28 protein-coding genes and 5 tRNA genes are annotated in these 26,673 nt (G+C 69.4%); 13 read left to right on the top strand and 20 right to left on the bottom strand.

Features of this window, described 5'->3' with window-relative positions:
• Positions 1–7: 7 nt before the first annotated feature.
• From ACN6LB_RS37650 to ACN6LB_RS37640, 3 genes are all read right to left on the bottom strand, one after another.
• A complete protein-coding gene (locus tag ACN6LB_RS37650; protein ID WP_445029779.1) occupies positions 8–1,165 on the bottom strand; it encodes a D-alanine--D-alanine ligase family protein in 1,158 nt (385 codons plus the stop codon).
• 149 nt (positions 1,166–1,314) lie between these two features.
• Positions 1,315–2,325, bottom strand: a complete 1,011-nt coding sequence (locus ACN6LB_RS37645) for an NAD(P)H-dependent glycerol-3-phosphate dehydrogenase (protein ID WP_356141983.1) — start codon at positions 2,323–2,325, stop codon at positions 1,315–1,317.
• Positions 2,322–3,104: a lysophospholipid acyltransferase family protein gene (locus tag ACN6LB_RS37640; protein WP_445029778.1), complete on the bottom strand. Its 783-nt coding sequence runs from the start codon at positions 3,102–3,104 to the stop codon at positions 2,322–2,324. Before ACN6LB_RS37640 ends, ACN6LB_RS37645 begins: the two co-directional genes overlap by 4 nt.
• A gap of 144 nt (positions 3,105–3,248) precedes the next feature.
• Here ACN6LB_RS37640 and cofC point away from each other — a divergent pair, with 144 nt between their 5' ends.
• Together cofC and ACN6LB_RS37630 are read left to right on the top strand one after the other, a co-directional pair.
• Positions 3,249–3,887, top strand: a complete 639-nt coding sequence (cofC, locus tag ACN6LB_RS37635; RefSeq protein WP_445029777.1) for a 2-phospho-L-lactate guanylyltransferase — start codon at positions 3,249–3,251, stop codon at positions 3,885–3,887.
• Between the two features lie 9 nt (positions 3,888–3,896).
• Positions 3,897–4,100 (top strand): hypothetical protein, encoded by a 204-nt coding sequence (locus tag ACN6LB_RS37630; RefSeq protein WP_356141977.1) that lies wholly within the window; start codon positions 3,897–3,899, stop codon positions 4,098–4,100.
• Between the two features lie 85 nt (positions 4,101–4,185).
• Here the strand turns inward: ACN6LB_RS37630 and ACN6LB_RS37625 are convergent, their stop codons facing one another.
• The 4 genes from ACN6LB_RS37625 to leuC all read right to left on the bottom strand — a co-directional run bounded on the left by ACN6LB_RS37625 (position 4,186) and on the right by leuC (position 7,495).
• The gene (locus ACN6LB_RS37625) at positions 4,186–4,845 is read right to left on the bottom strand and encodes an HU family DNA-binding protein (RefSeq protein ID WP_356141974.1); all 660 of its coding nucleotides are present in this window, start codon (positions 4,843–4,845) and stop codon (positions 4,186–4,188) included.
• Positions 4,846–4,984: 139 nt separating this feature from the next.
• A complete protein-coding gene (locus ACN6LB_RS37620; RefSeq protein ID WP_356141972.1) occupies positions 4,985–5,215 on the bottom strand; it encodes an SCO5555 family protein in 231 nt (76 codons plus the stop codon).
• A gap of 255 nt (positions 5,216–5,470) precedes the next feature.
• Positions 5,471–6,064, bottom strand: a complete 594-nt coding sequence (leuD, locus tag ACN6LB_RS37615) for a 3-isopropylmalate dehydratase small subunit (RefSeq protein ID WP_356141970.1) — start codon at positions 6,062–6,064, stop codon at positions 5,471–5,473.
• A 6-nt stretch (positions 6,065–6,070) separates the two neighbouring features.
• Complete coding sequence (gene leuC / locus ACN6LB_RS37610; RefSeq protein ID WP_356141968.1) at positions 6,071–7,495, bottom strand: 3-isopropylmalate dehydratase large subunit; 1,425 nt, start codon at positions 7,493–7,495, stop codon at positions 6,071–6,073.
• A gap of 190 nt (positions 7,496–7,685) precedes the next feature.
• Here leuC and ndgR point away from each other — a divergent pair, with 190 nt between their 5' ends.
• Positions 7,686–8,402 carry an IclR family transcriptional regulator NdgR gene (ndgR, locus tag ACN6LB_RS37605; RefSeq protein WP_329221393.1) on the top strand — a complete coding sequence of 239 codons (717 nt, stop codon included), beginning with the start codon at positions 7,686–7,688 and terminating at the stop codon, positions 8,400–8,402.
• An 86-nt stretch (positions 8,403–8,488) separates the two neighbouring features.
• On the opposite strand, the gene ACN6LB_RS37600 is transcribed toward ndgR, so the two are convergent.
• On the bottom strand, positions 8,489–9,010 hold the full coding sequence (locus ACN6LB_RS37600; RefSeq protein ID WP_445029776.1) for a DUF4188 domain-containing protein: 522 nt from the start codon (positions 9,008–9,010) through the stop codon (positions 8,489–8,491).
• An 81-nt stretch (positions 9,011–9,091) separates the two neighbouring features.
• Between ACN6LB_RS37600 and ACN6LB_RS37595 the strand changes: the two genes are divergently transcribed.
• Entirely contained in the window at positions 9,092–9,736 is a 645-nt protein-coding gene (locus tag ACN6LB_RS37595; RefSeq protein ID WP_445029775.1) for a MerR family transcriptional regulator, read from the top strand.
• Between the two features lie 56 nt (positions 9,737–9,792).
• On the opposite strand, the gene ACN6LB_RS37590 is transcribed toward ACN6LB_RS37595, so the two are convergent.
• From ACN6LB_RS37590 to ACN6LB_RS37545, 10 genes are all read right to left on the bottom strand, one after another.
• Positions 9,793–9,865, bottom strand: a tRNA-Glu gene (locus ACN6LB_RS37590).
• Between the two features lie 28 nt (positions 9,866–9,893).
• Positions 9,894–9,965, bottom strand: a tRNA-Gln gene (locus ACN6LB_RS37585).
• 21 nt (positions 9,966–9,986) lie between these two features.
• Positions 9,987–10,059 (bottom strand) — tRNA-Glu (locus tag ACN6LB_RS37580).
• Positions 10,060–10,121: 62 nt separating this feature from the next.
• Positions 10,122–10,194, bottom strand: a tRNA-Glu gene (locus ACN6LB_RS37575).
• 42 nt (positions 10,195–10,236) lie between these two features.
• Positions 10,237–10,308: transfer RNA gene (locus ACN6LB_RS37570), tRNA-Gln, on the bottom strand.
• A gap of 92 nt (positions 10,309–10,400) precedes the next feature.
• Positions 10,401–11,132 carry an HAD family hydrolase gene (locus ACN6LB_RS37565; RefSeq protein ID WP_445029774.1) on the bottom strand — a complete coding sequence of 244 codons (732 nt, stop codon included), beginning with the start codon at positions 11,130–11,132 and terminating at the stop codon, positions 10,401–10,403.
• 41 nt (positions 11,133–11,173) lie between these two features.
• Complete coding sequence (locus ACN6LB_RS37560; RefSeq protein WP_445029773.1) at positions 11,174–11,668, bottom strand: hypothetical protein; 495 nt, start codon at positions 11,666–11,668, stop codon at positions 11,174–11,176.
• A 142-nt stretch (positions 11,669–11,810) separates the two neighbouring features.
• Positions 11,811–13,286, bottom strand: a complete 1,476-nt coding sequence (gene gltX / locus ACN6LB_RS37555; RefSeq protein WP_445029771.1) for a glutamate--tRNA ligase — start codon at positions 13,284–13,286, stop codon at positions 11,811–11,813.
• Positions 13,279–14,055: a fumarylacetoacetate hydrolase family protein gene (locus ACN6LB_RS37550; protein ID WP_356141957.1), complete on the bottom strand. Its 777-nt coding sequence runs from the start codon at positions 14,053–14,055 to the stop codon at positions 13,279–13,281. The genes gltX and ACN6LB_RS37550 overlap by 8 nt, the downstream gene beginning before the upstream one ends.
• 126 nt (positions 14,056–14,181) lie before the next feature.
• Positions 14,182–14,370 carry a hypothetical protein gene (locus ACN6LB_RS37545; RefSeq protein ID WP_356141955.1) on the bottom strand — a complete coding sequence of 63 codons (189 nt, stop codon included), beginning with the start codon at positions 14,368–14,370 and terminating at the stop codon, positions 14,182–14,184.
• A 603-nt stretch (positions 14,371–14,973) separates the two neighbouring features.
• Here ACN6LB_RS37545 and ACN6LB_RS37540 point away from each other — a divergent pair.
• From ACN6LB_RS37540 to ACN6LB_RS37500, 9 genes are all read left to right on the top strand, one after another.
• Complete coding sequence (locus ACN6LB_RS37540; protein ID WP_445029770.1) at positions 14,974–18,858, top strand: nitrate- and nitrite sensing domain-containing protein; 3,885 nt, start codon at positions 14,974–14,976, stop codon at positions 18,856–18,858.
• A gap of 9 nt (positions 18,859–18,867) precedes the next feature.
• The gene (locus ACN6LB_RS37535) at positions 18,868–19,281 is read left to right on the top strand and encodes a roadblock/LC7 domain-containing protein (RefSeq protein ID WP_010984127.1); all 414 of its coding nucleotides are present in this window, start codon (positions 18,868–18,870) and stop codon (positions 19,279–19,281) included.
• A 111-nt stretch (positions 19,282–19,392) separates the two neighbouring features.
• Positions 19,393–19,791, top strand: a complete 399-nt coding sequence (locus tag ACN6LB_RS37530) for a DUF742 domain-containing protein (RefSeq protein WP_356148776.1) — start codon at positions 19,393–19,395, stop codon at positions 19,789–19,791.
• Complete coding sequence (locus ACN6LB_RS37525) at positions 19,772–20,347, top strand: GTP-binding protein (RefSeq protein ID WP_028802395.1); 576 nt, start codon at positions 19,772–19,774, stop codon at positions 20,345–20,347. Before ACN6LB_RS37530 ends, ACN6LB_RS37525 begins: the two co-directional genes overlap by 20 nt.
• A gap of 403 nt (positions 20,348–20,750) precedes the next feature.
• On the top strand, positions 20,751–23,963 hold the full coding sequence (locus ACN6LB_RS37520; protein WP_445029769.1) for a sensor histidine kinase: 3,213 nt from the start codon (positions 20,751–20,753) through the stop codon (positions 23,961–23,963).
• A 10-nt stretch (positions 23,964–23,973) separates the two neighbouring features.
• Positions 23,974–24,387: a roadblock/LC7 domain-containing protein gene (locus ACN6LB_RS37515; RefSeq protein WP_005479603.1), complete on the top strand. Its 414-nt coding sequence runs from the start codon at positions 23,974–23,976 to the stop codon at positions 24,385–24,387.
• 94 nt (positions 24,388–24,481) lie between these two features.
• Positions 24,482–25,066, top strand: coding sequence for a DUF742 domain-containing protein (locus ACN6LB_RS37510; protein WP_445029768.1), 585 nt, complete (start codon positions 24,482–24,484; stop codon positions 25,064–25,066).
• Positions 25,047–25,628 (top strand): GTP-binding protein, encoded by a 582-nt coding sequence (locus ACN6LB_RS37505; protein ID WP_026248371.1) that lies wholly within the window; start codon positions 25,047–25,049, stop codon positions 25,626–25,628. The genes ACN6LB_RS37510 and ACN6LB_RS37505 overlap by 20 nt, the downstream gene beginning before the upstream one ends.
• A 163-nt stretch (positions 25,629–25,791) precedes the next feature.
• Positions 25,792–26,238 carry a hypothetical protein gene (locus tag ACN6LB_RS37500; protein ID WP_356148764.1) on the top strand — a complete coding sequence of 149 codons (447 nt, stop codon included), beginning with the start codon at positions 25,792–25,794 and terminating at the stop codon, positions 26,236–26,238.
• Between the two features lie 67 nt (positions 26,239–26,305).
• Here ACN6LB_RS37500 and ACN6LB_RS37495 read toward each other — a convergent pair whose 3' ends face one another.
• Positions 26,306–26,494: an acyl-CoA carboxylase subunit epsilon gene (locus ACN6LB_RS37495; RefSeq protein WP_445029767.1), complete on the bottom strand. Its 189-nt coding sequence runs from the start codon at positions 26,492–26,494 to the stop codon at positions 26,306–26,308.
• A 57-nt stretch (positions 26,495–26,551) separates the two neighbouring features.
• Positions 26,552–26,673 (bottom strand): carboxyl transferase domain-containing protein (locus ACN6LB_RS37490; protein ID WP_445029788.1); only part of this gene is annotated, 122 nt, incomplete at its 5' end.

Here is a 26,673-nt window from a genome sequence, read left to right as displayed (position 1 = left end):
CGGTGGGTCAGCGCAGTCCCGTCGAGCGGTGCAGCGCCGCCTGCACGAGGCGGTCCACCAGCTCGGGGTAGCCGATTCCGCTGGCCTGCCACATCTGCGGGTACATGGAGATCGGCGTGAAGCCCGGCATGGTGTTGATCTCGTTGATCACGAACTCGCCGTCCTCGGTGAGGAAGAAGTCGGCGCGCACCAGACCCTCGCAGGACGCGGCCTCGAAGGCGTCCACCGCGAGCCGCTGGACCTCGGCCGTCTCGTCGGGCGTCAGCGGGGCGGGCACGATGCCCGGCGTCGAGTCGATGTACTTCGCCTCGAAGTCGTAGTACGCGTGCGCGTCCGGCGGCGGGATCTCGGCCGGCACCGAGGCGCGCGGCCCGTCCTCGAACTCCAGGACGCCGCACTCGATCTCGCGGCCGCGCAGCGCGGCCTCCACGATGATCTTCGGGTCGTGCCGCTGGGCCTCCTCGATCGCCTCGTCGAGACCGGCGAGTTCGTCGACCTTGGTGATGCCGATGGAGGAGCCCGCGCGCGCGGGCTTCACGAAGAGCGGCCAGCCGTGCTCGCCCGCGAACTCGATGATCTTCTTGCGGGCGGCGGACTCGTCGCGCTCCCACTCGCGCGGCCGGATCACCACGTACGGGCCGACCTTGAGCCCGAAGGAGGTGAACACCCGCTTCATGTACTCCTTGTCCTGGCCGACGGCCGAGGCGAGCACGCCCGCGCCCACGTACGGCACCCCGGACAGCTCCAGGAGACCCTGGAGGGTGCCGTCCTCGCCGTAGGGGCCGTGCAGCACGGGGAAGACGACGTCGACCTCGCCCAGCGCCTTGGGGACCGATCCGGGCTCGCTGTAGACGACTTCGCGGTTGGCCGGGTCGACGGGCAGGATCACGCCGCCCTCGGCCGACTCTGCGAGCTCCTCGACGCTGGGCGTGCGGCGGTCGCTGATCGCCATCCGATCCGGGTCGTCCGAGGTGAGCGCCCACCGGCCGTCGCGCGTGATGCCGATCGGCAGCACGTCGTACTTCGTCCGGTCGATGGCGCGCAGGACGGCGCCGGCCGTGACCACGGAGATCCCGTGTTCGGAGCTGCGACCGCCGAAGACGACGGCCACACGCGGTTTGCGAGGCGGCTGCCCGGGGCTCTGGGGGAGGTTCTCAGTGCTCATATCGGGTTGAGAGTACCCGTTGGTACGGCGGTGAGTCAGCGCCCCGCGGCGGCCGTCGCCGAACGTCGCGCGGACGGTTGCTCAGCGTCGTACGTACGGTCGCTCAGCGTCGTGGAACCCGGCCGTCCGCGCCGCAACACGCGTCGCGCTCAGTGCCGTTCCGGCTTGGCGGTGCGCGACATCAGCTCCTTGACGGCAACGACCGGCGGCTTGCCCTCGTGCACGATGGCGACGACCGTCTCCGTGATCGGCATGTCGACGCCGTGCCGACGGGCCAGATCGAGCACGGACTCACAGGACTTGACGCCCTCCGCGGTCTGCCTGGTGACCGCGATGGTCTCCTGCAGGGTCATGCCCTTGCCGAGGTTGGTGCCGAAGGTGTGGTTGCGCGACAGCGGCGAGGAGCAGGTGGCCACCAGGTCGCCGAGGCCCGCGAGGCCGGAGAAGGTCAGCGGGTCGGCGCCCATCGCGAGGCCGAGCCGGGTGGTCTCGGCGAGGCCGCGGGTGATGAGCGAGCCCTTGGCGTTGTCGCCCAGGCCCATGCCGTCCGCGATGCCGACGGCGAGGCCGATGACGTTCTTCACCGCGCCGCCCAGTTCGCAGCCCACCACGTCGGTGTTCGTGTACGGGCGGAAGTACGGCGTGTGGCAGGCGGCCTGGAGGCGCTGGGCGACCGGCTCCGCGCTGCACGCGACGACGGCGGCGGCCGGCATCCGGGCGGCGATCTCGCGCGCCAGGTTGGGTCCGGTGACGACCGCGATCCGGTCCGCGCCGACCTTGGAGACGTCCTCGACGACCTCGCTCATCCGCATCGCGGAGCCGAGTTCGACGCCCTTCATCAACGACACCAGGACCGTGTCCGGCGCGAGCAGCGGCGCCCACTCGGCGAGGTTGCCGCGCAGCGTCTGCGAGGGCACCGCGAGCACGGTGAAGTCGGCGCCCCGCGCGGCCTCGGCGGCGTCGGTGGTGGCCCGCAGGTTCGCGGGGAGTTCGACGCCCGGCAGGTAGTCCGGGTTCGTCCGCGTGGAGTTCACCGCTTCCGCGAGTTCGGCGCGGCGCCCCCACAGCGTGACCTCGCAGCCCGCGTCGGCGAGCACCATGCCGAAGGCCGTGCCCCACGATCCGGTCCCGAAGACGGCCGCCTTGACCGGCTTGCTCACTTCCCCTGCCCCTCTTCCTGCTGTGCCGTTTCCGGCGTCTTCTCCAGCGCCGCGGCCCTGCGGCGCTGCTCGATCCGCACCTGGCGCGGGTCGTAGGGCTTCTCGGGTGCCTTCTCGCCGCGGATCGTCTCCAGCTGGGCGGTGACGGCGGCCATGATGACCTCCGTCGCCTCCTTCAGCACGTCCGGGGTCATCTCCTTGTCGTAGAAGCGCGTCAGGTCCACCGGCGGGCCCGCGAGCACGCGGTGGGTCTTGCGCGGAAGGAGGTTGGGCTTCTTGGCGTACGGCGGGAGCAGTTCGTTGGCGCCCCACTGGGCGACGGGGATCACCGGGCACCTGGTCTGCAGGGCGACGCGCGCGGCGCCGGTCTTGCCGGTCATCGGCCAGCCGTCGGGGTCGCGGGTGAGGGTGCCTTCGGGGTAGAAGGCGACGCACTCGCCGCGCTCCACGGCCGCGATCGCGGCGCGGAAGGCGCTCAACGCGTCCGTGCTCTCGCGGTACACGGGGATCTGTCCGGTGCCGCGCATCGCGGCGCCGACGAATCCCTTCCGGAAAAGCCCGGCCTTGGCCAGGAATCGCGGAACGCGTCCGGTGTTGTACTGATAGTGCGCGTACGCGAAGGGGTCCACGTGCGAATTGTGGTTCACCGCGGTGATAAATCCGCCCTCGGCAGGAATGTTCTCCATTCCCCGCCAGTCCCGCTTGATCAGAACCACCAGTGGCGGTTTGCAGAGGACCGCTGCGAAGCGGTACCAGAAGCCGATTCTGCGGCGGGGCACGCGGACACCTTCCTCTAGGGCCTGGGGGGCCGCACAAGTGTCGCCCCGGGCCGTCGGTCTGTCGAGAACACCGTACGCCCCGAGGGCGCGGCTGCCATTGCGTCCAGGTCACAATGGGCGCGACAAGGGAGGGACGCAACGCTCGTGCAGTGGACCTTGGTCATACCCCTCAAACCCCTGGCGCGGGCCAAGAGCAGGCTGTCGGACACCGCCGCCGAAGGACTGCGCCCCGGACTCGCCCTGGCCTTCGCGCAGGACACGGTGGCGGCAGCGCTCGCCTGCCCCGCGGTCCGCGATGTGGCGGTCGTCACGGACGACGCCCTCGCCGGCCGCGAGCTGTCCCTGCTGGGCGCCCGGATCGTCCCGGAGGAGCCCGCCGGCGGGCCCAACACCGCCCTGGCCCACGGCGCCGCGGCCGTGCGCTCGCGAAGACCGGAAAGCGCGGTCGCGGCCCTGAACGCCGATCTCCCGGCGCTGCGCCCGCTGGAATTGGCCCGGGTACTCGACGCGGCCGCCGAATTCCCCCGCGCTTTTCTTCCCGATGCGGCCGCAATCGGCACCACTCTGCTGGCCGCGGGACCGGGATGGGAATTGCTCCCGGCTTTCGGTACGGATTCCCGGGCCCGCCATCGCGCGTCGGGCGCCGTGGAACTCACGCCGGACGCGGTGGATTCCGTACGCCAGGACGTGGACACCGGCGACGACCTGCGGGCGGCGCTGGCGCTGGGCGTGGGACCACGTACGGCGGCGGTGGCCGCGAGGGTGCTGAGCCTCGGCCAGTAGGCTTCCGCCATGCAGGCGACCGCGTACACGTACGACCCCGAGACCCGCAGCGGCCAGGTGCTGCTCGACGACGGCACCCCGGTGCCCTTCGACGGCCCGGCGTTCGACGCGGGCGGGCTGAGGCTGCTGCGCCCGGGGCAGCGGGTGCGCATCGAGACTGCGGGCGAGGGCGAGGCCCGCCGGATCACGCTGATCACTCTGCAGACGTTCTGAACGCCGGGAGATCCGGGCCGGACACGCCGCGGGCCGGGCTCCCGATGGGAGCCCGGCCCGGCGCGTGAGTGGCCCTGTACCCCGGTTACTTGCGGGCGGTGGCCTTCTTGGCCGTGGTCTTTCGCGCCGGCGACTTCTTGGCGGGGGCCTTCTTGGCCGTCGCCTTCTTCGCCGGGGCCTTCTTGGCCGTCGCCTTCTTGGCGGTGGTCTTCTTCGCCGCGGTCTTCTTGGCGGCCGCCGTGGTCTTCTTGGCGGTCGTCTTCTTGGCCGTCGCCGTCGTCTTCTTGGCGGTGGTCTTCTTCGCCGTGGTCTTCTTCGCCGTGGCGGCGGTCGTGGCCTTCCTGGCCGTCGCCTTCTTGGCGGTGGTGGCCTTCTTGGCCGCGGCCTTCTTGACCGTCGCCGAGGCGGCGCCGCCGGTCAGGCTGCCCTTCGGGGCCTTCTTGACCGCGACGTCGTTCTTCGGGAGCTTCTTCGAACCGCTCACCAGGTCCTTGAACCCCTGGCCCGCGCGGAAGCGCGGCACGGAGGTCTTCTTGACCCGGACGCGCTCACCGGTCTGCGGGTTGCGGGCGTAACGGGCCGGACGGTCCACCTTCTCGAAGGAACCGAAGCCGGTGACCGAGACCCGGTCCCCGCCGACAACCGCACGGACGATCGCGTCCAGTACGGCGTCGACCGCGTCGGCGGCCTGCTGACGCCCTCCGACCTTGTCGGCAATCGCTTCTACGAGCTGCGCCTTGTTCACGTCTTCCCCTTCGGAGACATTGCCCGAACGAATGCGTTCAAGCTTTTTCGCACGTTAGGCAGATATATACCGCAAATCAAACACGAAACGGGCTAATCACCCTTGTGCCGCAACGAACTCGGGCTGTCGCGTGTGTTCCTCAGCGGTCCTCTTCGAGGATTTGACCCTCGTCGAGGTCGGTGGTGAAGCGCTCCAGACGCCTTGTCGCATCGGCGAGATCGTGCTTGGCCACGGCCGTAATGACCAGCAGCTTCCGGGTCAGCGCCATCCGTACGCCCTCCGGGACTTGCAGTGCGCGCACTCTTGTGTGCGCTTCCTTGAGTTGGGCCGCGACCGCCGTATAGAGCTCGAGTTGGCCGTCGTGTTCCATGCACAGATTGTGCCATCTGGGGCGAGTTGTCGCCTGCGCAGGGGGTAACTGCCGTCCCCCGAGGGGTTCCTGAGCGCCTCGGCACGACGCGGCACTGTGGTTCGGCTACCCCGGTAACGACCTTTGTAACTAGGCGAGTTGAGCCTTCCGGACCGGCTCCCGAAACCCCCTCGGGGAGCGGACACAGCTGTACCCCCAACCGTCCACGATTGGGGGTACAGAGGGGTTTTGCAGGTGGCTGAAACCAGCCTTGTGTCAGACCGGGAGTGTCTTCGGCTTGTACGAGGGGCGCTTGGCCTCGTACGCGGCGATGTCGCCCTCGTTCTGGAGGGTGATGGAGATGTCGTCCAGCCCGTTCAGCAGCCGCCAGCGGGAGTTCTCGTCCAGCTCGAAGGAGGCGGTGATGCCTTCGGCGCGCACCTCGCGCCGCTCCAGGTCGACGGTGATCTCGGCCTGCGGGTCCTTCTCCGTGAGTTCCTGGAGCGCGTCCACGGTCTTCTGCTCCAGAACCACCGTGAGCAGGCCGTTCTTCAGCGAGTTACCGCGGAAGATGTCGGCGAAGCGGGAGGAGATGACGGTCTTGAAGCCGTAGTTCTGCAGTGCCCAGACGGCGTGCTCGCGCGAGGAGCCCGTACCGAAGTCGGGGCCGGCCACCAGGACCGTGGCGCCCTTGCGCTCGGGCTGGTTGAGGACGAACGAGGAGTCCTTGCGCCAGGCCTCGAAGAGCCCGTCCTCGAACCCGTCCCGCGTCACCTTCTTGAGCCAGTGGGCGGGGATGATCTGGTCGGTGTCGACGTTGCTGCGGCGCAGCGGGACGGCCCGGCCGGTGTGCGTGGTGAATGCTTCCATGACTTCTCAGACTCCAGCGGGCGCGGGGGCGTCGGACAGGTCGGCCGGGGAGGCCAGGTGGCCGAGTACGGCGGTGGCGGCGGCCACCTGCGGCGAGACCAGGTGCGTACGGCCGCCCTTGCCCTGCCTGCCCTCGAAGTTGCGGTTGGAGGTGGACGCGGAGCGCTCACCGGGGGCCAGCTGGTCGGGGTTCATGCCCAGACACATCGAGCAGCCCGCGTGCCGCCATTCGGCGCCGGCCTCCTTGAAGACGACGTCCAAGCCCTCGGAGACGGCCTGCAGACCGACCCGCGCGGACCCGGGGACCACCAGCATCCGTACGCCGTCTGCGACTTTGCGGCCCTCGACGATCGCGGCGGCGGCACGCAGGTCCTCGATACGACCGTTGGTGCACGAACCTACGAAGACGGTGTCGACCTTGATGTCGCGCAGCGGCTCTCCGGCGGTCAACCCCATGTATTCCAGGGCCTTTTCGGCGGCGTGCCGCTCCGAAGCGTCTTCGTACGAAGCGGGATCGGGGACGGACGCCGAAAGCGGCGCACCCTGGCCCGGGTTGGTGCCCCAGGTGACGAACGGCGACAGCGAGGCGGCGTCGATGAAGACCTCGGCGTCGAAGACCGCGTCCTCGTCCGTGCGCAGGGTCTTCCAGTACTCCACCGCGGCGTCCCAGTCGGCGCCCTCGGGAGCGTGGGCGCGGCCCTTGAGATACGCGAAGGTGGTCTCGTCGGGGGCGATCATGCCCGCGCGGGCACCGGCCTCGATCGACATGTTGCAGATGGTCATCCGGGCCTCCATCGAGAGTTTCTCGATGGCGGAGCCTCGGTATTCCAGGATGTATCCCTGGCCGCCGCCGGTACCGATTTTCGCGATGATGGCGAGGATCAGGTCCTTGGCGGTGACACCCTCGGGCAGTTCGCCGTCGATGGTGATGGCCATGGTCTTCGGGCGGGCCAGCGGCAGCGTCTGGGTGGCCAGCACATGCTCGACCTGGGAGGTGCCGATACCGAACGCCAGTGCGCCGAACGCACCGTGCGTGGAGGTGTGCGAGTCACCGCACACGACCGTGGTGCCGGGCTGGGTCAGGCCCAGCTGCGGTCCCACGACGTGGACGACACCCTGCTCGACGTCACCCAGCGAGTGCAGGCGCACACCGAAGTCGGCGGCGTTCTTGCGCAGCGTCTCCAGCTGGACCCGGGAGACCGGGTCCGCGATGGGCTTGTCGATGTCGAGGGTCGGGGTGTTGTGATCCTCGGTGGCGATGGTGAGGTCGAGACGGCGCACGGGCCGGCCGGCCTGACGGAGGCCGTCGAAGGCCTGCGGGCTGGTCACCTCGTGCAGGAGATGGAGATCGATGAAGAGGAGGTCGGGCTCGCCCTCGGCGCGCCGGACGACGTGGTCGTCCCAGACCTTCTCCGCGAGTGTCCTACCCATCGCTTTCCCTCCGGCCGGCCTGTGTGGCGCCGGCCCAACTAGAGATTTCGGTGCGGCAACGTCCCTACCCCTCGTGTCGGGCAGTCGCCGCCGGGCCCGTTTGGTCCGCGGGCCGCTGTACTCACCAGGGTGGCGCGTTCCACGAGAAATTGAACTTGCGTTTCACAGAGTGAGACGCGAGTATCGTTGCATGGACAACAGTAGCGGCGTCGGCGTTCTGGACAAGGCAGCCCTTGTCCTGAGCGCTCTGGAGTCCGGTCCGGCCACCCTCGCGGGTCTGGTCGCGGCGACCGGGCTGGCACGACCCACGGCACATCGTCTCGCCGTGGCACTTGAACACCACCGCTTGGTGGCGCGCGACATGCAGGGCCGTTTCATTCTCGGCCCCCGGCTCGCAGAGCTGGCCGCGGCCGCCGGCGAGGACCGTCTCCTCGCGACGGCGGGCCCGGTGCTCACGCATCTGCGCGACATCACCGGCGAGAGCGCCCAGCTCTACCGCCGCCAGGGCGACATGCGCATCTGCGTCGCCGCGGCCGAGCGCCTGTCGGGCCTTCGGGACACGGTCCCGGTCGGTTCCACGCTCACGATGAAGGCCGGTTCCTCCGCCCAGATCCTGATGGCCTGGGAAGAGCCGGAGCGCCTGCACCGCGGTCTGCAGGGCGCCCGCTTCACGGCGACGGCCCTGTCGGGCGTACGGCGCCGGGGCTGGGCCCAGTCGATCGGCGAGCGCGAGCCGGGCGTCGCGTCCGTCTCCGCGCCCGTGCGCGGCCCCTCCAACCGGGTGGTCGCCGCCGTCTCGGTCTCCGGACCGATCGAGCGCCTGACCCGCCACCCGGGCCGCATGCATGCCCAGGCGGTCATCGACGCCGCCGGCCGCCTCTCCGAGGCCCTGCGCCGCACGGGCTGACCACCGCCGCAATCCTTCGGACACATCAGAGGAGGGCCTGCCTCAACGCCGCGGCAGGCCCTCCTCGATCCCCCGATCCCCCCTGGTCACCCGGCCTTGTCGGCCGCCCCCACCGCCGACCGGTGCGCGAACCGGTCCTTCGCGTACCTGCCCCGCTGCTCGAGCGGCACCTGACCTCGCGCCTTGGCCAGGCCGAAGGCCGGCATGTCGAAGTAGATCGACTCGTACGAGCCCTCGGGTGCGACGTACGTCTCGTGCCACAGGCCCACATGTCCGCGCGCCTTGCCCTGGCGCTCCTTGCGGTTGATGACCGCCCAGGCCCTGTGGTGGAACATCTCCGGCGACGACGCGTAGGCGTACAGCTTCTCCTTGGACTCCCAGTACTGGACGACGTAGTACGTCCGCGGCGAGGCCGTCAGCATCACATGCCCCAGCAGCCCCCGGTCACGGTCCCGCGCAAGCTCCCCAAGCATGCGGAACATCGACAGCATGACCGGCAGCCACTGGTGCACCGCCCAGAAGTGGTTGACCCGCATCCCGATGAGCAGCACCACCACATCACCCTCGGCCGCCGCGGTCGTACGACCCGACACCGGCTTCGCGAACATGCCGATCCCCCTCATCAGATAGCGCCACTATCCTCCTGGCGATGGTTAGATAGTGGCACTTCCCAAGGAAAGGCACAAGAGATGAGGCTGGCGGAGCTGAGCGAGCGCAGCGGTGTGTCCACGGCGACGATCAAGTACTACCTGCGCGAAGGGCTGTTGCCGCCCGGCCACCAGATCAACGCCACCACCGCCGAGTACGACGAGGAGCATCTGCGCCGGCTGCGGCTCGTGCGGGCGATGATCCAGGTGGGCCGGGTGCCGGTGGCGAAGGTGCGCGAGGTGCTGGGGCACGTGGACGACGACTCCCTGGGCCGCTCGATCCGTCTCGGCGCGGCGATGTGGGCGCTGCCACAGGTGCCGGAGCCGGACGAGGACGACGAGTACGTGCAGACCGCCCAACAGGAGGTCAGCGCGCTCCTCGACCGGCTCGGCTGGCACAACGCCAAGCAGCTCGCGCCCGTCTCCCCCGCGTACCGCTCACTGGTGGTGGCGGTGGCCGCACTCCGTCGGCTCGGCTACGACTTCGGGTACGAACTGCTCACGCCGTACGCCGAGTTGATGTACCGGACTGCCGTCCTCGACCTGGACAACCTGGAGACGTACTCGTCGGAGGAGGAGCGGATCGAGTTCGCGATCCTGGGGGCGATCATCAACGAGCCGGCGCTGCAGGCCCTGCACCGCCTGGCCCAGGAGGAGGAGACGACGCGGCGGTACGGCTTCGAGTAGCCGGCGCGGGAACATGACGAAGGCCCCCCACCGAAGTGGAGAGCCTTCATTTCGCGTACCCCCGACCGGATTCGAACCGGCGCTACCGCCTTGAGAGGGCGGCGTGCTAGGCCGCTACACAACGGGGGCCTAGATCTTGCGTTTCCGCAGATCGGAGCTGGGCTACCAGGACTCGAACCTAGAATGACGGTACCAGAAACCGTAGTGTTGCCAATTACACCATAGCCCATGGTGATTTAAACCAACTGCGTACCCCCGACCGGATTCGAACCGGCGCTACTGCCGTGAGAGGGCAGCGTGCTAGGCCGCTACACAACGGGGGCCCTAGCGATCCTGCATGAGAGGCAGCGGGTGCGACCCGGACTGTCCCCCTGGGAAGGATCTGTACCCCCGACCGGATTCGAACCGGCGCTACTGCCGTGAGAGGGCAGCGTGCTAGGCCGCTACACAACGGGGGCTTTGCAGAGCTGGATCTCTGCGGTGCAGATAAGCTCTGCGAGCTGGCCTACCAGGACTCGAACCTAGACTAACGGAACCAGAAACCGTCGTGCTGCCAATTACACCATAGGCCACTGAAACTCAATCCCTGGTAGGGATCTTGTTCTAGCTTGCGCCTCCGGGTCTCCGGCCTTTCGGCCCGCTCTCCGGCGGCGCAGGAAGAACATTACCCGAAGGTGGACGGGGCTCCAAAACGGGTATCCGCGCCGAGCAGCGCGGGGAGTTCGGCCAGCGAGGCGATCCGATGGGGGCCGACCGGCGCCTCCACCATGGCGTACATGCCACCGCGGTCGATCCAGACCGACAGGAGCCCGGCGTCCGCGGCTCCCCGCCCGTCGATCTCCGGGTGATCACCGACGTAGGCGACCCGGTGCGGGGCCAGCTCCAGGGCGTCGCAGGCGGCGCGGAAGGCCTGGGCGTCGGGTTTGGAGACGCCGAGTTCGGCGGCGCACAGGACCATCTCGAAGCGCTCACGCACGCCGAGGGCGCGGAGTTTGTACTCCTGGACGTGGATGCTGGAGTTGGACAGCACCCCGTGGCGGTGGCTGGCGGCGAGGAGGTCCAGGGCGGGCAGTACGTCCGGGAAGAGGGCCCAGGCGCGTTCGTAGTGGGCGCGGTAGCGGTGGAACCAGGTGTCGGCCTCCGCGTCGGTCAGCTCCTCGCCCAGGAAGACCCGGACCCGGTCGCGGCGCTGCCCCTCGAAGGACGCCTCTCCCGCCGCGTACCGCCCCCACTGCTGGTCGGTGACCTCCCGCCACCGCGCGAGGGCCTGCTCAACGGTGTCGTACCCGTCGAGCAGCCCCTCGGCCGCCAGGTGCCCGCGCATACCGGCGCGGTCGGCTGTCGTGTAGTCGAAGAGGGTGTCGTCGACGTCCCAGACCACGGCTTCGATCGCCATGCCGTCGACGGTAACGCGGCGGAAGGTGTCCGTGGAACGCGTCAGTCGTGCGCGCCCCTCCAGACCCACCGCTCGGGCTCGATCCGGGCGTCGGCCGTGCTGCTGTAGACGGCGTCGCCGTTGGCCGAGGTCCGGAGCTCGTGCGTCCAGGTGTTCTGGAGGCGGTTGTCGTCGCCGTTCCACCACTGCATGCCGCCGCTGCCGCAGGGGCTCGTCCACACGGCGTTGTTCTGCGTCTTGAAGTCCGTGGTGAGGCAGTCGCCGTTCGCGTTGCTCACGAGCCGACGGAAGGTGTAGCCGAAGGCGGTCGTCGTCTGCGCGCCCCAGTGCCAGTTCCGGGTCACGAGGGAGTCGTCGCAGGGGGCCGACCAGACGTTGTCCGTCGTGGTCGAGGAGGCGAGGCAGTTGCCCTCGTAGTCGTTCCTGTAGGTCCAGTTGGCGGCGGACGCGTAGGACAGGGCGCCACCGACGGCGAGCATCAGGGCGGCGAGGCCCGCGGGGACGGCCAGTCTCAGGGTGGTTCTCCGGGATGACATGACGACGAGGGTCGAAGGCGCGCGTCACGCCTCGGCGAACCGATCATGAACGCTCCGTGTCGATCGACGTAAGCGGCGGCGATCGAGGAGAACGCGAAGGGGCGGCAGCCACGTCGGCTGCCGCCCCTCATGCATGCGCGCGTTACGCCGCGAGCTTCGCCAGTGCCGCGTCGATGCGGGCCAGTGCCTTCTCCTTGCCCAGGATCTCCAGGGACTCGAAGAGCGGCAGGCCCACCGTGCGGCCGGTGACGGCGACCCGGACCGGGGCCTGGGCCTTGCCGAGCTTGAGACCGTGGGCCTCGCCGGCGGCCAGGACGGCCTCCTTGAGCGACTCGGGGGAGGTCCAGTCGGCCGCTTCGAGCTTCTCGCGGGCGGTGCCGAGGAGCGCGTCCGAGCCCTCCTTCATGGCCTTCGTCCAGGACGCCTCGTCGAAGACCGGCTCCGCGAGGAACAGGAAGTCGACGTTGTCCGTGATCTCGGAGAGGACCTTGAGGCGGGACTGGGCGTGCGGGGCGATGACCTGCCACTTCGCCTCGTCGAAGTCCTCCGGCGCCCAGGGGGCGAAGGGGGCCGTCAGCCACGGTGCGCAGCGCTCGGTGAAGTCCTTCACGTCGAGCAGCCGGATGTGGTCGGCGTTGATCGCCTCGCACTTCTTCAGGTCGAAGCGTGCCGGGTTGGGGTTGACGTCCGCGACGTCGAACGCGGCGATCATCTCGTCGATGGTGAAGATGTCGCGGTCCGCCGACAGCGACCAGCCCAGCAGCGACAGGTAGTTGAGCAGGCCCTCCGGGAGGAAGCCGCGCTCGCGGTAGAGGTTGAGCGAGGCCTGCGGGTCGCGCTTCGACAGCTTCTTGTTGCCCTCGCCCATCACGTACGGGAGGTGGCCGAAGGCCGGGGTCTCCTTGGCGATGCCCAGCTCGGTCAGCGCCTTGTAGAGGGCGATCTGGCGGGGGGTGGAGGAGAGCAGGTCCTCGCCGCGCAGGACGTGGGTGATCTCCATCAGGGCGTCGTCGACGGGGTTCACCAGCGTGTAGAGCGGGGCGCCGTTCGCGCGGACGATGCCGTAGTCCGGCACGTTCTCCGGGAGGTAGGTGATGTCGCCGCGGACCAGGTCCGTGAAGGTGATCGGCTCGTCGGGCATCCGGAAGCGGACGATCGGCGCCCGGCCCTCGGCCTCGTAGGCGGCCTTCTGCTCGGCGCTCAGCTCGCGGCAGTGGCCGTCGTAGCCGGAGGGCTTGCCTGCGGCGCGCGCGGCGTCGCGGCGGGTGTCCAGCTCCTCCGTCGAGCAGTAGCAGTGGTACGCGTGACCGGCGTCCAGGAGCTTCGCGGCGACGTCCTGGTAGATGTCCATGCGCTGCGACTGGCGGTACGGCGCGTGGGGGCCGCCGATCTCGGGGCCCTCGTCCCAGTCGAAGCCCAGCCAGCGCATCGAGGCGAGCAGCTGGTCGTAGGACTCCTCGGAGTCGCGGGCCGCGTCGGTGTCCTCGATGCGGAAGACCAGGGTGCCTTCGTTGTGCCGGGCGAACGCCCAGTTGAACAGGGCGGTGCGGACCAGGCCCACGTGGGGGTTGCCGGTCGGGGAGGGACAGAAACGTACGCGGACGTTCGCGTTAGCCACGCTTGATCACCTTGTTGGTGAGAGTGCCGATGCCTTCGATGGTGACGGCGACCTCGTCGCCGACGTTGAGGGGCCCGACTCCGGCCGGGGTGCCCGTGAGGATCACGTCGCCGGGGAGCAGCGTCATGGCCTCGGTGATGTTCACGATCAGATCCTCGATGGTGTGGATCATCTCGCTGGTACGGCCGAGCTGGCGTTGCTGCCCGTTGACCGTGAGCTGGATGGTGAGGTCGCTCGGGTCGAGATCCGTTTCCACCCAGGGGCCGAGCGGGCAGGAGCTGTCGAAGCCCTTGGCCCGCGCCCACTGCTTCTCGCGCTTTTGGACGTCACGTGCGGTGATGTCGTTGGCGCAGGTGTAGCCGAGGATGACGTCCTTGACGCGCTCGCGCGGGACCTCGCGGCACATGCGGCCGATGACCACGGCCAGCTCGGCCTCGTGGTGGAGGTCACTGGTGAAGGACGGGTACTGGATCTCGTCGCCGGGGCCGATCACGGAGGTCGACGGCTTGAAGAAGGCGAACGGGGCGTCGGGCACCTCGTTGCCGAGCTCCCTCGCGTGCGCCGCGTAGTTGCGGCCGAAGGCCACGACCTTGTTCGGGAGCACCGGCGGCAGGAGCCGGACCTTGCTCAGGGGGACCTTCGTACCGGAGAGCTCGAAGTCCGCGAACGGGATGCCCTTGATGATGTCGAGGACGAGCTCGTCCGGCTTGTCGCCCTCGACCGCGCCGAAGGCGACGTTGCCGTCGATGGAGAATCTGGCGATGCGCACGGGTTCGTTGCGCCCCTCTGCTGAGCCGGCTGGAGTCTGACGCTCCAGGCTAACGCGGCAAAGGGCCAGGCACCTCGCGGTTGAGCGGCGCGGGGGCGCTTGAGCGTGGGGCGGCCGGCGTGCGTATTACTTCCCGGCGGGGGTCGCGACCGGGACCTCCATGAGGATGGTGCGCCGCGGGTTGGCGGTCTGGGCGGGGAGGTCGACGGAGTGCTCCGGCTGTTGCGACGTCTGCAGGTCGTCGGCGTCCTCGAGGTGCGCCAGCGTGGTGCGTCGCGGGTTGGCTATGTTGCGGAACATCATCGTCGTCTTCACTGTTGTTGTCCGTGACCTTGTCGTTTACGGGCATCCGGCGGGCTCAAAGGGCCTCACGCGGACGCGGGTTGTCGGATTCGCCATCGGTGTAAAGCGTCAGGCTAAACATTCAATTCCCGGGCGAAGCCGTGAAGACGCCATGATCACCGTGTGAGTTTGCTCACTTACTAGTAGGCAAACCGGTCAATTCAGACCGTCAACTCGACCCGACGAAACGGACATTGCTCCACTGAAGCAAACATTCCGCTCCTGATCATCGCGACTGGGACACCCCCCGCACCCCAACGCCTCGCCCTTTTATGCCCGATATGTACGAGATCGCTTTCTACGTCTCGTAACGCACCCCTCACAAGGTGTCACGGTGGTCACAGCCTGGCCCACGGGCCTTGTTGGAGATCCTGCACTGTGCTGGAATTCCACGGACCGCCGCGGGATCGAACCGGCGCGCAAGGGGCGCAACGCAGCGCCGGGTAGCGGCGGGAAGGGGGAGCCTGCGCCGGTCACTCACGACCACCATGGGAGCGAATTCAGGGCGCTCCCACGACGCCGACACCGTCTCGCCGTTCACGCGGAGAGGCGCCTGGTCCAGAGGTTGCGACGCTAGTGCAGGGACGTTTCAAGAGGGATGGCAGTGCTTCGGCGGAGCCGGAGCCGCACGGCGGGGCTGGCCCCAAGGCCGGCAGCTCCTCGCCCCAGCACGCCCAGAACCAGGGACCGGCAGAGGTCGGCGGCAGCGGTGACCGTTCCGCACGCCTCGGCGCCACGGCTCCCACTCCACCGGCCAAGCCGGCTGCGAAGTCCAAGGGCTCCGGCACTTCCGGCTCCCGAATAGCGCTGCGCAACTGGCGCATCTCGACGCGCCTGGTCTCGCTGCTCGCGCTCCCCGTGGTCGCAGCGACCTCGCTCGGCGCACTGCGCATCAGCGACTCCATGGACGACATCCAGCAGCTCGACAACATGAAGCTGCTGACGGACATGACCAAGCAGGCGACCGAGCTCGCCGCCGCTCTCCAGGCGGAGCGCGACCAGTCGGCCGGTCCGCTGGTGCACGGCGCCTCGGCGACCGACTACCAGGTCAAGGGCGTCCGCGACAAGACGGACAAGGCGTCGCAGGCCTTCATCGAGGGCACCGACGAGATCGAGGAAGCCAGCGCCAACGGGCAGCTCACCGGCGTCCGCGAGAGCCTGGTCGGCCTCACCAGCGAGCTCAAGACCCTCAGCGACATCCGCCGCAACGCGTACGAGGACCCCAAGAACTCCTCGCAGACGGTCGAGTCGTACCACCGCCTCATCTCCCAGCTGCTCGACCTCTCCCAGGACATGGCCGAGGCCACCAGCAACCCGGAGATGATCCAGCGCACGCGCGCGCTGTCCGCCTTCTCCACGGCCAAGGAGTACGCCTCCGTCCAGCGCGCGGTCATCGCCGCCGCGCTGCCGGCGAACAACACGACGTACGGCAAGCTGTCGGAGAACGACCGGCTGTACGCGCTCGGCGCGCAGGAGAGCCAGACCTCCGAGCTCAGCACTTTCGGGAACATCTACGGCGACGACGCCGCGGCCGAGCTCCTCAAGCCCATCGACGAGGGCAACCCGATCATCGAGTCGGCCGACGAGTACGCCAAGCGCGTGCTGGCCAACTCGGCCGGTCTGCGCGGGCAGGACAAGCGCTCGTACCGCGACTGGGTCGACGCCGACTCCACCAAGATCCAGACGATGTCCCGGATCGAGGACACGCTGCTCAACGAGATGGAGCAGAAGGCCCGCGAGCTGCGCAACGAGTCCGAGCGCGAAGCGATCATCTCCGGTGCCCTGATCCTCCTCGTCCTCGGCGTCTCCCTCGTCGGCGCCTTCGTCGTGGCCCGCTCCATGATCCGCTCGCTGCGCCGGCTGCAGGACACCGCGACCAAGGTCGCCCAGGACCGCCTGCCCGAGCTGGTCAAGCAGCTCTCCGAGTCCGACCCGCAGGACGTCGACACGTCCGTGGAGTCGGTCGGTGTGCACTCCCGGGACGAGATCGGCCAGGTGGCCGCGGCCTTCGACGACGTGCACCGCGAGGCCGTACGACTCGCCGCCGAGCAGGCCCTCCTGCGAGGCAACGTCAACGCGATGTTCACCAACCTCTCGCGCCGCTCCCAGGGCCTCATCCAGCGTCAGCTCTCGCTCATCTCCGAGCTGGAGTCCCGCGAGGCCGACCCGGACCAGCTCTCCTCGCTGTTCAAGCTCGACCACCTCGCGACCCGCATGCGCCGTAACGGTGAGAACCTCCTCGTGCTCGCCGGTGAAGAGCCCGGCCGCCGCTGGACCCGACCGGTCCCGCTGGTCGACGTGCTGCGCGCCGCCGCCTCCGAGGTGGAGCAGTACGAGCGCATCGAGCTCTCCTCGGTCCCGGCCACCGAGGTCGCCGGACGCGTCGTCAACGACCTCGTGCACCTGCTCGCCGAGCTGCTGGAGAACGCCACCTCGTTCTCCTCCCCGCAGACCAAGGTCAAGGTCACCGGTCACGCGCTGCCCGACGGCCGCGTACTGATCGAGATCCACGACACCGGCATCGGCCTCTCCCCCGAGGACCTCGCCGCGATCAACGAGCGGCTCGCCTCGCCGCCCACCGTGGACGTCTCGGTCTCGCGCCGCATGGGTCTGTTCGTGGTCGGCCGGCTGTCGCAGCGTCACGGCATCCGCATTCAGCTCCGCCCGTCCGACTCCGGTGGTACGACCGCCCTGGTCATGCTCCCCGTCGACGTCGCCCAGGGCGGCAAGAAGCCCGTTCCGGGCAAGCCGGGTCAGGGCCAGGGCGCGCCGGGCATCGGTGGTCCGGCCGCCGCGCAGGCCTCGGCCGGTGTCGCCGCCGCGCGTCGCGGCAACGGCCAGGCGGGTGGACCGGCTCTCGGTGCGGGTGCTCCCGCCGGTGGTGCGGGTCGCATCGGCGCCGCGCCGCAGCGCGGGCAGGTCGGCTCGGGCCAGGGTCCGCGGGCCGCGCTGCCGGGCAGCAACCAGGGCGGTCGCCCGGGTGCGCCGGGTGGCGGAGCACGTGGACCGCAGGGTCCGGCCGGTCCCCAGCAGGGCAGGCCGGCTCCGGCCGGTGCCGGCGCGGGTGGCTTCGGCCAGGGTGCGCCGGGTGCCCCGCAGGGCCTCCAGGCCGCCGGGACCGGTACACCGCAGGGCTTCAACGACAACTCCTCGACCGGCTCGCACCGTGCGGGCTCCGCGCCGCGTCAGGGCGGCTTCGGGGACAGCACCACCGGTTCGCGTCAGGGCGGCTTCGGTGACGGCTCCTCCGCGGCCGTGCCCCCGCAGCAGCCGCAGCGTCCGGCCGAGAAGAGCGGTCGCCGGCGTCCGCAGCTTCCGGGACGCGGTGGCGCGCGCGCCGAGCTGCCGGGTGCCGACGCGCAGCCGCGGCCGAGCTGGAGCGACGACAACGCGCTGCCGCCCGTGCCGCGTGCCTCTCTCGACACGCCTCGCGGTCACGAGGAGCCCGACGCCACCTCGCGGCTGCCTCGGATCGACGACCGGCAGGGCCCGGGCGCCACGTCCGAGTTCGCCCGCCCGGACTTCGACGCCCCGCGTCCGCCGCAGAACGCACCGCACAACTCCGGGAACAACCCTGGGCAGAACAACGGCCAGAACACCGGCCAGTTCGTCCGTCCGGACCTCTTCGGCCCCTCTTCCACTCCGGCGAGCCAGGACCCGTCCTCCACGGGACAGTTCGCGATGCCCGGCTACGGCGCCTCCCAGGACCCGTCGTCCACCGGCCAGTTCGCCCGGCCCGGTTACGGCAACGGCCAGGATCCGTCCTCCACCGGCCAGTTCGAGCGTCCGCAGGTCAACGGCGCACGGGACGGGGCCGACTTCGGCGCCCCCCGGCCGCCGTCCCCGCAGCGTCCGCAGGCGCCGCAGCAGCGGCCCACGCGTCCGCAGGAGCCCGAGGCACTGCCGCCGGCGGGCCCCGGCGACGGGCGTACGCCGCTGTACGACACCCTGGAGACGAACTGGTTCCACGGCCAGAACGGCCAGGGCGGTCAGCCGGGCCAGAACGGCCAGGCTCAGCACGGCCAGGGCAACGGCAGCCAGGGCAACGGCGGCCGGGACAACGGCGCGCAGGGCTCCGGTCAGGCTCCCCAGCAGTCGGCGCCCCCGGTCGCTCCCCAGCGGCCGGCGGCCGCACCGGCAGCCGCCCCCGGCGCCGGTCCTGGTTCTTCCTCCTGGCGCACCTCGCCCAACGACGATCTCGTCCGACAGGCCGAGCGCGTCCGTCAGCCGTCGGCGGGCGGAGTCACCACCTCCGGCCTGCCGCGCCGAGTCCCGCGAGCCAACCTGGTCGCCGGCACGGCTCAGCAGCAACAGCACCAACCCGGTCCGCAGGTCTCGCGTGCGCCTGATGACGTACGCGGCCGGCTGACCAATCTCCGTAGGGGCATCCAGCAGGGTCGCCAGGCCGGTACCGGCCAGACCGGCAGCTTCCCCAGCCCCACTCACCAGCAGGAGCGTTAGTTGAGCCAGATGAGCCAGGCGGCACAGAACCTGAACTGGTTGATCACCAACTTCGTGGACAACACCCCCGGGGTGTCGCACACGGTGGTGGTCTCCGCCGACGGACTCCTTCTGGCTATGTCCGAAGGTTTCCCCCGTGACCGCGCCGACCAGCTCGCCGCCGTCGCCTCCGGTCTGACCTCGCTGACGGCCGGGGCCTCCCGGATCTTCGAGGGCGGCACGGTGGCGCAGACGGTCGTCGAGATGGAGCGCGGCTTTCTCTTCCTGATGTCCGTCTCGGACGGATCGTCCCTCGCGGTCCTCTCCCACCCGGAGTGCGACATCGGCCTTGTCGGCTATGAGATGGCACTGCTCGTCGACCGCGCGGGCGCAGTGCTCACGCCGGACCTGCGCGCCGAACTACAGGGAAGTCTGCTCCACTGACGCTCCTGGGTTCTACCCACAGCACGAAATCACCGTCCGGCCGCCACAATCCCCCCACCGGCCTCAACAGACGGCACGACTGACCGACTTGCTGTCCCGCCCGGAGGATTCATGACCCCGCCCAACGCCTCTCATGATCCGTACGCGCATACGTACGAGGATGAGGGCGACCAGCCGCTGGTACGTCCGTATGCGATGACCGGCGGCCGGACCCGGCCGCGATACCAGCTCGCCATAGAGGCGCTGATCAGCACCACGGCCGACCCGGCCCAGCTGATGGGGTTGCTCCCCGAGCACCAGCGCATCTGCCATCTCTGCCGCGAAGTGAAGTCGGTCGCGGAGGTGTCGGCCCTCCTGTCCATGCCCCTGGGCGTGGCCAGGATCCTTGTCGCGGACCTCGCCGAGGCCGGACTCGTCGCCATTCACCAGCCTGGCGGCGACGAGAACAACGGCGGTGCACCGGACGTGACACTGCTCGAAAGGGTGCTCAGTGGACTTCGCAAGCTCTGACGGAGGTCGGGCGACCACCTCCGCGAAGATCGTGGTGGCGGGCGGCTTCGGCGTGGGCAAGACCACGTTCGTCGGCGCCGTCTCGGAGATCAACCCGCTGCGCACCGAGGCCGTCATGACGTCCGCGTCCGCGGGCATCGACGACCTCACCCACACCGGAGACAAGACGACGACCACCGTCGCCATGGACTTCGGCCGCATCACCCTCGACCAGGACCTGATCCTGTACCTCTTCGGCACGCCGGGTCAGGACCGCTTCTGGTTCATGTGGGACGACCTGGTCCGCGGCGCCATCGGCGCGGTGGTCCTGGTGGACACCCGGCGTCTGGCCGACTGCTTCCCCGCGGTCGACTACTTCGAGAACTCGGGCCTGCCCTTCGTCATCGCCCTCAACGGCTTCGACGGACACCAGCCGTACAACCCCGAAGAGGTGCGCGAGGCGCTCCAGATCGGTCCGGACGCCCCGATCATCACGACGGACGCCCGGCACCGCGCGGATGCGAAGAGTGCCCTGATCACGCTGGTCGAGCACGCCCTCATGGCTCGTCTGAGATAGCCCGCACCCAGCTCTCGTCCGAGTCGTCAGCCAAGTCGGCAGCGCCATACGGCAGTTGTCGTAGACGCACTGGAGCCGGCTGTGTCGTTTGACACGGTCGGCCACAGTGTTCATAACATTTCGACAGAGAATTTCACTGGCACAGACACGCATCGCGGTCACCCGGTGTCGCTGTGCTCACAAAAGCCCCGCCTTTTGGCGGGGCTCGCTCTTTATGACCGTTTTATCTAGGGCTTACGTCACTCGGAATCCTCGGTTCCGAGTGTTTGGAACGGCGCCGCCTGACGTGCTGGAATGCGCTGAACTGCCCAGTAGCTAGGGCGGCTGATCGGCCCGGAAGACAAGGGCGCTGGCAGACACCGCGGCACAACGTAGGTGCCGACGCCGAGAGGTTGTTGGTCGAGTGAGGCGAAGCAAGAACGGTCCCGAGCCGTCGGCACGGGGCAACTTCACCCCGCCGCCGCGCGGAGCGGCGCCCGCACAGATGCCCGGCCCGGAGCCCATGGCGGCGCCCGCGCCCAGCGGCAGCCGTTTCTCCCCGCGCAACTGGCGCGTACCGACCCGGCTGAACGCGATCCTGCTCATACCCGTGGTGGTCGGCCTTGTCATGGGTGGCTTCCAGGTGAAGGGCTCGATCGACACCTGGCAGGAAGCGCAGGACGCGGAGAACACCGCGCGCCTGGTCCGCGCCGCCCTGGACTACGGCGACCGCCTCTACCAGGAGCGTGACATCACCGCCGCTCCCCTGCTGGAGGGCAAGGGCCAGAAGAACGCGACCGTCGTCAAGGCCCGCGCGGCCACGGACGCGGCCGCCGACGCCTTCGACGAAGCCGCCCAGAGCATGCCGGACAAGGCGAACCTGGTGCGGCGTCTCGCCGTCTTCCGCAAGGTCGAGCCCGGCCTCGACACGCTCCGCAAGCGCGCGTACACCAGCGACCTTCCCGGTGTGCAGACCGAAGAGGGCTACGTCGCCATCCAGCACCCGCTGATGGAGTTCTCCAACGAGCTCGGACTCGGCACCGGAAACATCACCAGCTACGGCCGTACCGTCTACGCGATCTCGCTCGCCAAGGCGGGCCTGTCGCTGGAGCGGTCCATCGGTATGCACCTGCTGACCAAGCCCGGCCCCGGTGAAGGCAGCTTCGCCACCCAGCGCACCGCCCTCGCCTCGTACGCCTACCTCGAGGGCATCGCCATCGAGGAGTACCGCGGCGGTGGCACCCAGGCCGACGCGGACAAGCTCGACGCCGCCGCGCTGAAGATCAAGGAGGACGGCGCCGCCCAGGCGGCAGCCGCCAAGAAGGCCAACCCGTCCTACGTCGCGCCGCCCGCCGACCCGGCCACCATGGTCAAGTACCTCGCGGGCCTCAAGACGACGGCTCCCGCGGACCGCGCCGCGATCGCCACCCTTGGCGTCACCCGTGACAACTGGTGGGCGGTCAACACGGCCAAGTACAACGCCTACCGCCAGATCGAGTCGGATCTCGCCGACAAGGCCGTGACCGAGGCCGCCGGCATCGCCGACGACGCCAAGCAGTCCACCTTCGTCACCGGTGCCGTAGTCGTGGTCGCCCTGCTCGCCGCGTTCATCCTGGCCGGCATGGTCGCCCGCCAGATGAGCCGCGCGATGCGCCAGCTGCGCAACGCGGCCTTCGGCGTGGCCGAGCAGCGTCTGCCGATGCTGGTCGACCAGCTCTCGCGCACCGACCCGGGCCGCGTCGACACCCGTGTGCAGCCCATCCCGATCACCACCACGGACGAGATCGGCGAAGTCGCCCGCGCCTTCGACCAGGTCCACCGTGAGGCCGTACGACTGGCCGCCGAGCAGGCCCTCCTGCGAGGCAACATCAACGCGATCTTCACCAACCTCTCGCGCCGCAACCAGTCGCTGATCGAGGGCCAGCTGACCCTGATCACCGACCTGGAGAACAACGAGGCCGACCCGGACCAGCTGGAGAACCTCTTCCGGCTGGACCACCTCGCGACCCGTATGCGCCGCAACGGCGAGAACCTCCTCGTCCTCGCGGGCGAGGAGCCCGGCCGCCGCTGGGACCAGCCGGTGCCCCTCGTGGACGTGCTGCGTGCCGCCTCCTCCGAGGTGGAGCAGTACGAGCGCATCGAGCTGTCGGGCGTCCCGGAGGCCGAGATCCACGGCCGCGCCGTGACCGACCTCGTGCACCTGCTCGCCGAGCTCCTGGAGAACGCCACCACGTTCTCCTCCCCGCAGACCAAGGTCCGCGTCACCGCGACCCGGCTGCCCGACGGCCGCATCATGGTCGAGATCCACGACAAGGGCATCGGTCTCACCGCCGAGGACTTCGCGGACATCAACCACAAGCTGGCCAACCCGCCGACCGTGGACGCCGCGATCTCGCAGCGCATGGGTCTGTTCGTGGTCGGCCGCCTGTCGGACCGGCACGGCATCCGCGTCCAGCTGCGCCCCTCGGGCGAGCAGGCCGGTACGACGTCGCTCGTCATGCTCCCCGACGCCATCACCCACGGTGGCGGCGGCGGCGAGATCCAGCGCGACGACTTCACCGTCTCGCAGATCGTCCCCGAGCCGCAGCAGCCGGCCTTCCAGGCCGAGAGCTTCACGTCCCAGCAGCCGATGCGCACGGCCGCCGAACTCGGCTTCGACGACAGCCGCTACGAGGTCCCGGACGACATCCGTGAGCTGGACCCCGTGGGCCGCTCGCTGATGCGCGAGGAGCGCCGCCAGGCCCTGGAGGCCCAGGCGGGCCCCCAGCAGGAGGCCCTGGAGGCCCCCAGCGGCTACCGCGACGACTTCGGGGCGCAGCAGCAGCCCGCGTACGACGACGGCCAGGGCACCTACTCCGAGCAGCCTGCGGCGTACGACCAGCAGACGGCGTACGAGGAGCCCCGGCAGCCGTCGTACGACGAGACGTACTTCCCGTCCAACGGCGGCTACCCGGAGCCCGGTTATGCGGAGCCGGTCCAGGAGGAGCACGCCTCGGCGCAGAGTGCCGCCTCGGAGACGTATCCGGGCTTCGAAGAGCCGTCCTACCAGGACGACTGGCCGCAGCAGGACACGTACCAGACGGCGTACCGGTCCGAGTACGCTCCGGAAGCGGAACCCGCGCAGGTCGCTGACGTGGGTGAGCGGGACCGCGTAGGCTTCGACCGGCCGGGACCCGCTCCCGCCGCCGGCCACACGCTGACCGACGCAGGGCTGCCCCGCCGCGGATCCACCGCGAGCGGCAATGGCTCCGCCGCCGTGAACGGCAACGGCCAGCGGCCCGCGGACCGGGGAGTGCAGACTCCCCCGGCGACCGCGGAGAGCAATGGCAACGGCAGCGGCAGCGACGACTGGCGTTCGTCCAACGACGACCGCTGGCAGCGCGCCGAGCAGCTCAAGAAGCCCAAGGCGGGCGGGGTCACCTCCTCCGGTCTGCCGCGGCGGGTGCCCAAGGCCAACCTGGTCGAGGGAACCGCGGAGTCGACTCCCCAGGGGGGCCCACAGGTCTCCCGCGCTCCCGAGGACGTCCGGGGCAGGCTGAGCAACCTGCGTCGCGGCGTGGAGCGGGGACGCAATGCAAGCAGTGACACGAACGGTCAGGGCTTCGGCTCTGACAGCACCTACAACCAGGAGCGTTAGTGTGAGCCCGATGAGCCAGGCGGCACAGAACCTGAACTGGTTGATCACCAACTTCGTGGACAACACCCCCGGGGTGTCGCACACGGTGGTGGTCTCCGCCGACGGACTCCTTCTGGCTATGTCCGAAGGCTTTCCCCGTGACCGCGCCGACCAGCTGGCGGCCGTCGCGTCCGGACTGACCTCGCTGACCGCGGGTGCCTCCCGCATCTTCGAGGGTGGCAGCGTGAACCAGACAGTTGTGGAGATGGAGCGGGGATTCCTCTTCATCATGTCCGTGTCAGACGGTTCCTCGCTCGCAGTCCTTGCACACCCCGAAGCGGACATCGGTCTCATCGGGTACGAGATGGCTCTTCTGGTGGACCGTGCAGGTACGGTCCTGACCCCGGATCTCCGTGCGGAGCTCCAGGGAAGCCTTCTCAACTAACAGACAGACGGTGCGTTTTGGCGTCCCGAGGCCATAAGGTTTCGGGACGCGGACCCACAGTGATGGGTGCACGGCACAGTCGGAGGAGGAGAAAGTGGCAACACCCCCAGGCGGTTCGTCTTCGGGCAACTGGTCCTATGGCCCCGGCCAGGGCCAGGGTGACGGTTCGCAGAACCCGAACCGGTACAACTTCCCCTCCGCGCCGAGCCACCGTCGCCAGCAGCCGTACGCACCGCAGGGCCCCGGCCCGTCGCCGTACGACCAGCCGCCGGCGCCGCGTATCCAGCCCGTGCAGCCGCAGCGACGTACGCCCGAGGCCGCGCCCGCGGGTTCGTCGAACAACCCTCTGGTGCGCCCGTACGCGATGACGGGCGGCCGCACCAGGCCCCGCTACCAGCTCGCCATCGAGGCGCTGGTGCACACGACCGCACAGCCGCACCAGATGCAGGGCCAGTTGCCCGAGCATCAGCGGATCTGCAACCTCTGCCGGGAGATCAAGTCGGTGGCCGAAATCTCGGCCCTGCTGACGATCCCTCTCGGTGTGGCCAGGATTCTCGTCGCCGACTTGGCGGAGGCGGGCCTGGTCGCCATTCATCAGCCCGGCGGCGACGAGAGCGCCGGCGGCCAGCCAGCCGTGACATTGCTCGAAAGGGTGCTCAGTGGACTTCGCAAGCTCTAGCGGAGGGCCTTCCCGCTCCACCACGTCCGCGAAGATCGTGGTGGCGGGCGGCTTCGGCGTGGGCAAGACCACGTTCGTCGGGGCCGTCTCGGAGATCAACCCGCTGCGCACCGAGGCCGTCATGACGTCCGCGTCCGCGGGCATCGACGACCTCACCCACACCGGAGACAAGACGACGACCACCGTCGCCATGGACTTCGGCCGCATCACCCTCGACCAGGACCTGATCCTGTACCTGTTCGGCACCCCCGGTCAGGACCGCTTCTGGTTCATGTGGGACGACCTGGTCCGCGGCGCCATCGGCGCGATCGTTCTGGTGGACACCCGGCGTCTGGCCGACTGCTTCCCCGCGGTCGACTACTTCGAGAACTCGGGCCTGCCGTTCGTCATCGCGCTGAACGGCTTCGACGGCAACCAGCCGTACAACCCGGACGAGGTCCGTGAAGCCCTCCAGATCGGCCCCGACACCCCGATCATCACGACGGACGCCCGGCACCGCGCCGACGCCAAGTCGGCACTGATCACGCTGGTGGAGCACGCGTTGATGGCGCGTCTGCGCTAGAAGCCGGCCAGGACGAACGGAAGGGGCCCCTCCTGCTCGGAGGGGCCCCTTCCGTCTCAGTTGGTGCCTCAACTGCCCTGTGATCACTCTAGCCACGGCAATCGCTCACTCATACGATCCCTCTTCGAAGGGCGGCTGTTGCGCCGCCCAGGGAGGGGATCACATGAAGCGCGCACTCAGGTCGACGACGACGGTGTTGATGGCCGCCGCGGGAGCGTTCGGCCTTGTGCTCGTCACGAACAGCCCGGCCTTCGCGGCCGACCAGTGGCGAACGGACCTGCTGCAGGACGACGTCTACCTGGACCTGATCCGTGACGGTTCCATGCGTGGCCAGGGCTACTTCAGAGCCGACCCGGTCAACGGAGCTCCCGGTGACTCCTTCTCGGCGTGCGACAGAAACGCCGACGGCAAGGGCATCGAGGTCCATCGGAAGTTCAACGGCTCCACCGCGACGTGGAAGGTCATGGCATCCACCCGGGGCCACAGCGCCGGGTACTGCACTGGGGACATCACGGACAACATGACGGAGAACACGTACCTCGCGGTCCGGTTGTGCATCGTCGAGGGCACGCACCAGACATGCGGGCCGGAGCAGTGGACCATCGCTTAGTCCGGCACGGTGATGAACCGCAAGGGCCCGCCTCCGGTGGAGGCGGGCCCTTGCGGTCGCTACGGACTCAGCGCCAGGAGTGCGGTGCGCGGAAGCCGGGCTCGCGCTCCAGGCGGCGCCAGCCGGCCTTCGGGCGGCCGCGGTGGGCCGGGGCGGAGGGCTGGGTCGCCGCACGGGCGAGGAGGATCGCCGTGATGGCGGCGACTTCCTCGGGCTCGGCGTGGCCCTTCTCGACACGAATGTCAGGGGTACTCATAGGTCTCAGTCTCCGTGAGAGAGGTTTCCGCGGGGGTACCGCGAAGGATCCGCTGGGTTACTGCGGGGGGTTGCCGTGCTTGCGGGAGGGCAGTTCTGCGTGCTTGGTGTGGAGCATCGCCAGGGACTTGATCAGCACCTCGCGGGTCTCGGCGGGGTCGATGACGTCATCGACCAGAC

The organism is Streptomyces sp. SAS_270, assembly GCF_052543295.1.
The sequence above is the reverse complement of the archived record's forward strand: the minus strand, read 5'-3'. Positions and strand labels throughout refer to the sequence as shown.

Bases quoted from the DNA above. Each gene is read 5' to 3' on its own strand.
- ACN6LB_RS37650 (WP_445029779.1), bottom strand. From the start codon at position 1,165: ATGAGCACTGAGAACCTCCCCCAGAGCCCCGGGCAGCCGCCTCGCAAA.
- ACN6LB_RS37630 (WP_356141977.1), top strand. From the start codon at position 3,897: ATGCAGGCGACCGCGTACACGTACGACCCCGAGACCCGCAGCGGCCAG.
- ACN6LB_RS37620 (WP_356141972.1), bottom strand. From the start codon at position 5,215: ATGGAACACGACGGCCAACTCGAGCTCTATACGGCGGTCGCGGCCCAA.
- leuD (WP_356141970.1), bottom strand. From the start codon at position 6,064: ATGGAAGCATTCACCACGCACACCGGCCGGGCCGTCCCGCTGCGCCGC.
- leuC (WP_356141968.1), bottom strand. From the start codon at position 7,495: ATGGGTAGGACACTCGCGGAGAAGGTCTGGGACGACCACGTCGTCCGG.
- ndgR (WP_329221393.1), top strand. From the start codon at position 7,686: ATGGACAACAGTAGCGGCGTCGGCGTTCTGGACAAGGCAGCCCTTGTC.
- ACN6LB_RS37600 (WP_445029776.1), bottom strand. From the start codon at position 9,010: ATGTTCGCGAAGCCGGTGTCGGGTCGTACGACCGCGGCGGCCGAGGGT.
- ACN6LB_RS37595 (WP_445029775.1), top strand. From the start codon at position 9,092: ATGAGGCTGGCGGAGCTGAGCGAGCGCAGCGGTGTGTCCACGGCGACG.
- ACN6LB_RS37565 (WP_445029774.1), bottom strand. From the start codon at position 11,132: ATGGCGATCGAAGCCGTGGTCTGGGACGTCGACGACACCCTCTTCGAC.
- ACN6LB_RS37560 (WP_445029773.1), bottom strand. From the start codon at position 11,668: ATGTCATCCCGGAGAACCACCCTGAGACTGGCCGTCCCCGCGGGCCTC.
- ACN6LB_RS37535 (WP_010984127.1), top strand. From the start codon at position 18,868: ATGAGCCAGGCGGCACAGAACCTGAACTGGTTGATCACCAACTTCGTG.
- ACN6LB_RS37530 (WP_356148776.1), top strand. From the start codon at position 19,393: ATGACCCCGCCCAACGCCTCTCATGATCCGTACGCGCATACGTACGAG.
- ACN6LB_RS37515 (WP_005479603.1), top strand. From the start codon at position 23,974: ATGAGCCAGGCGGCACAGAACCTGAACTGGTTGATCACCAACTTCGTG.
- ACN6LB_RS37500 (WP_356148764.1), top strand. From the start codon at position 25,792: ATGAAGCGCGCACTCAGGTCGACGACGACGGTGTTGATGGCCGCCGCG.
- ACN6LB_RS37495 (WP_445029767.1), bottom strand. From the start codon at position 26,494: ATGAGTACCCCTGACATTCGTGTCGAGAAGGGCCACGCCGAGCCCGAG.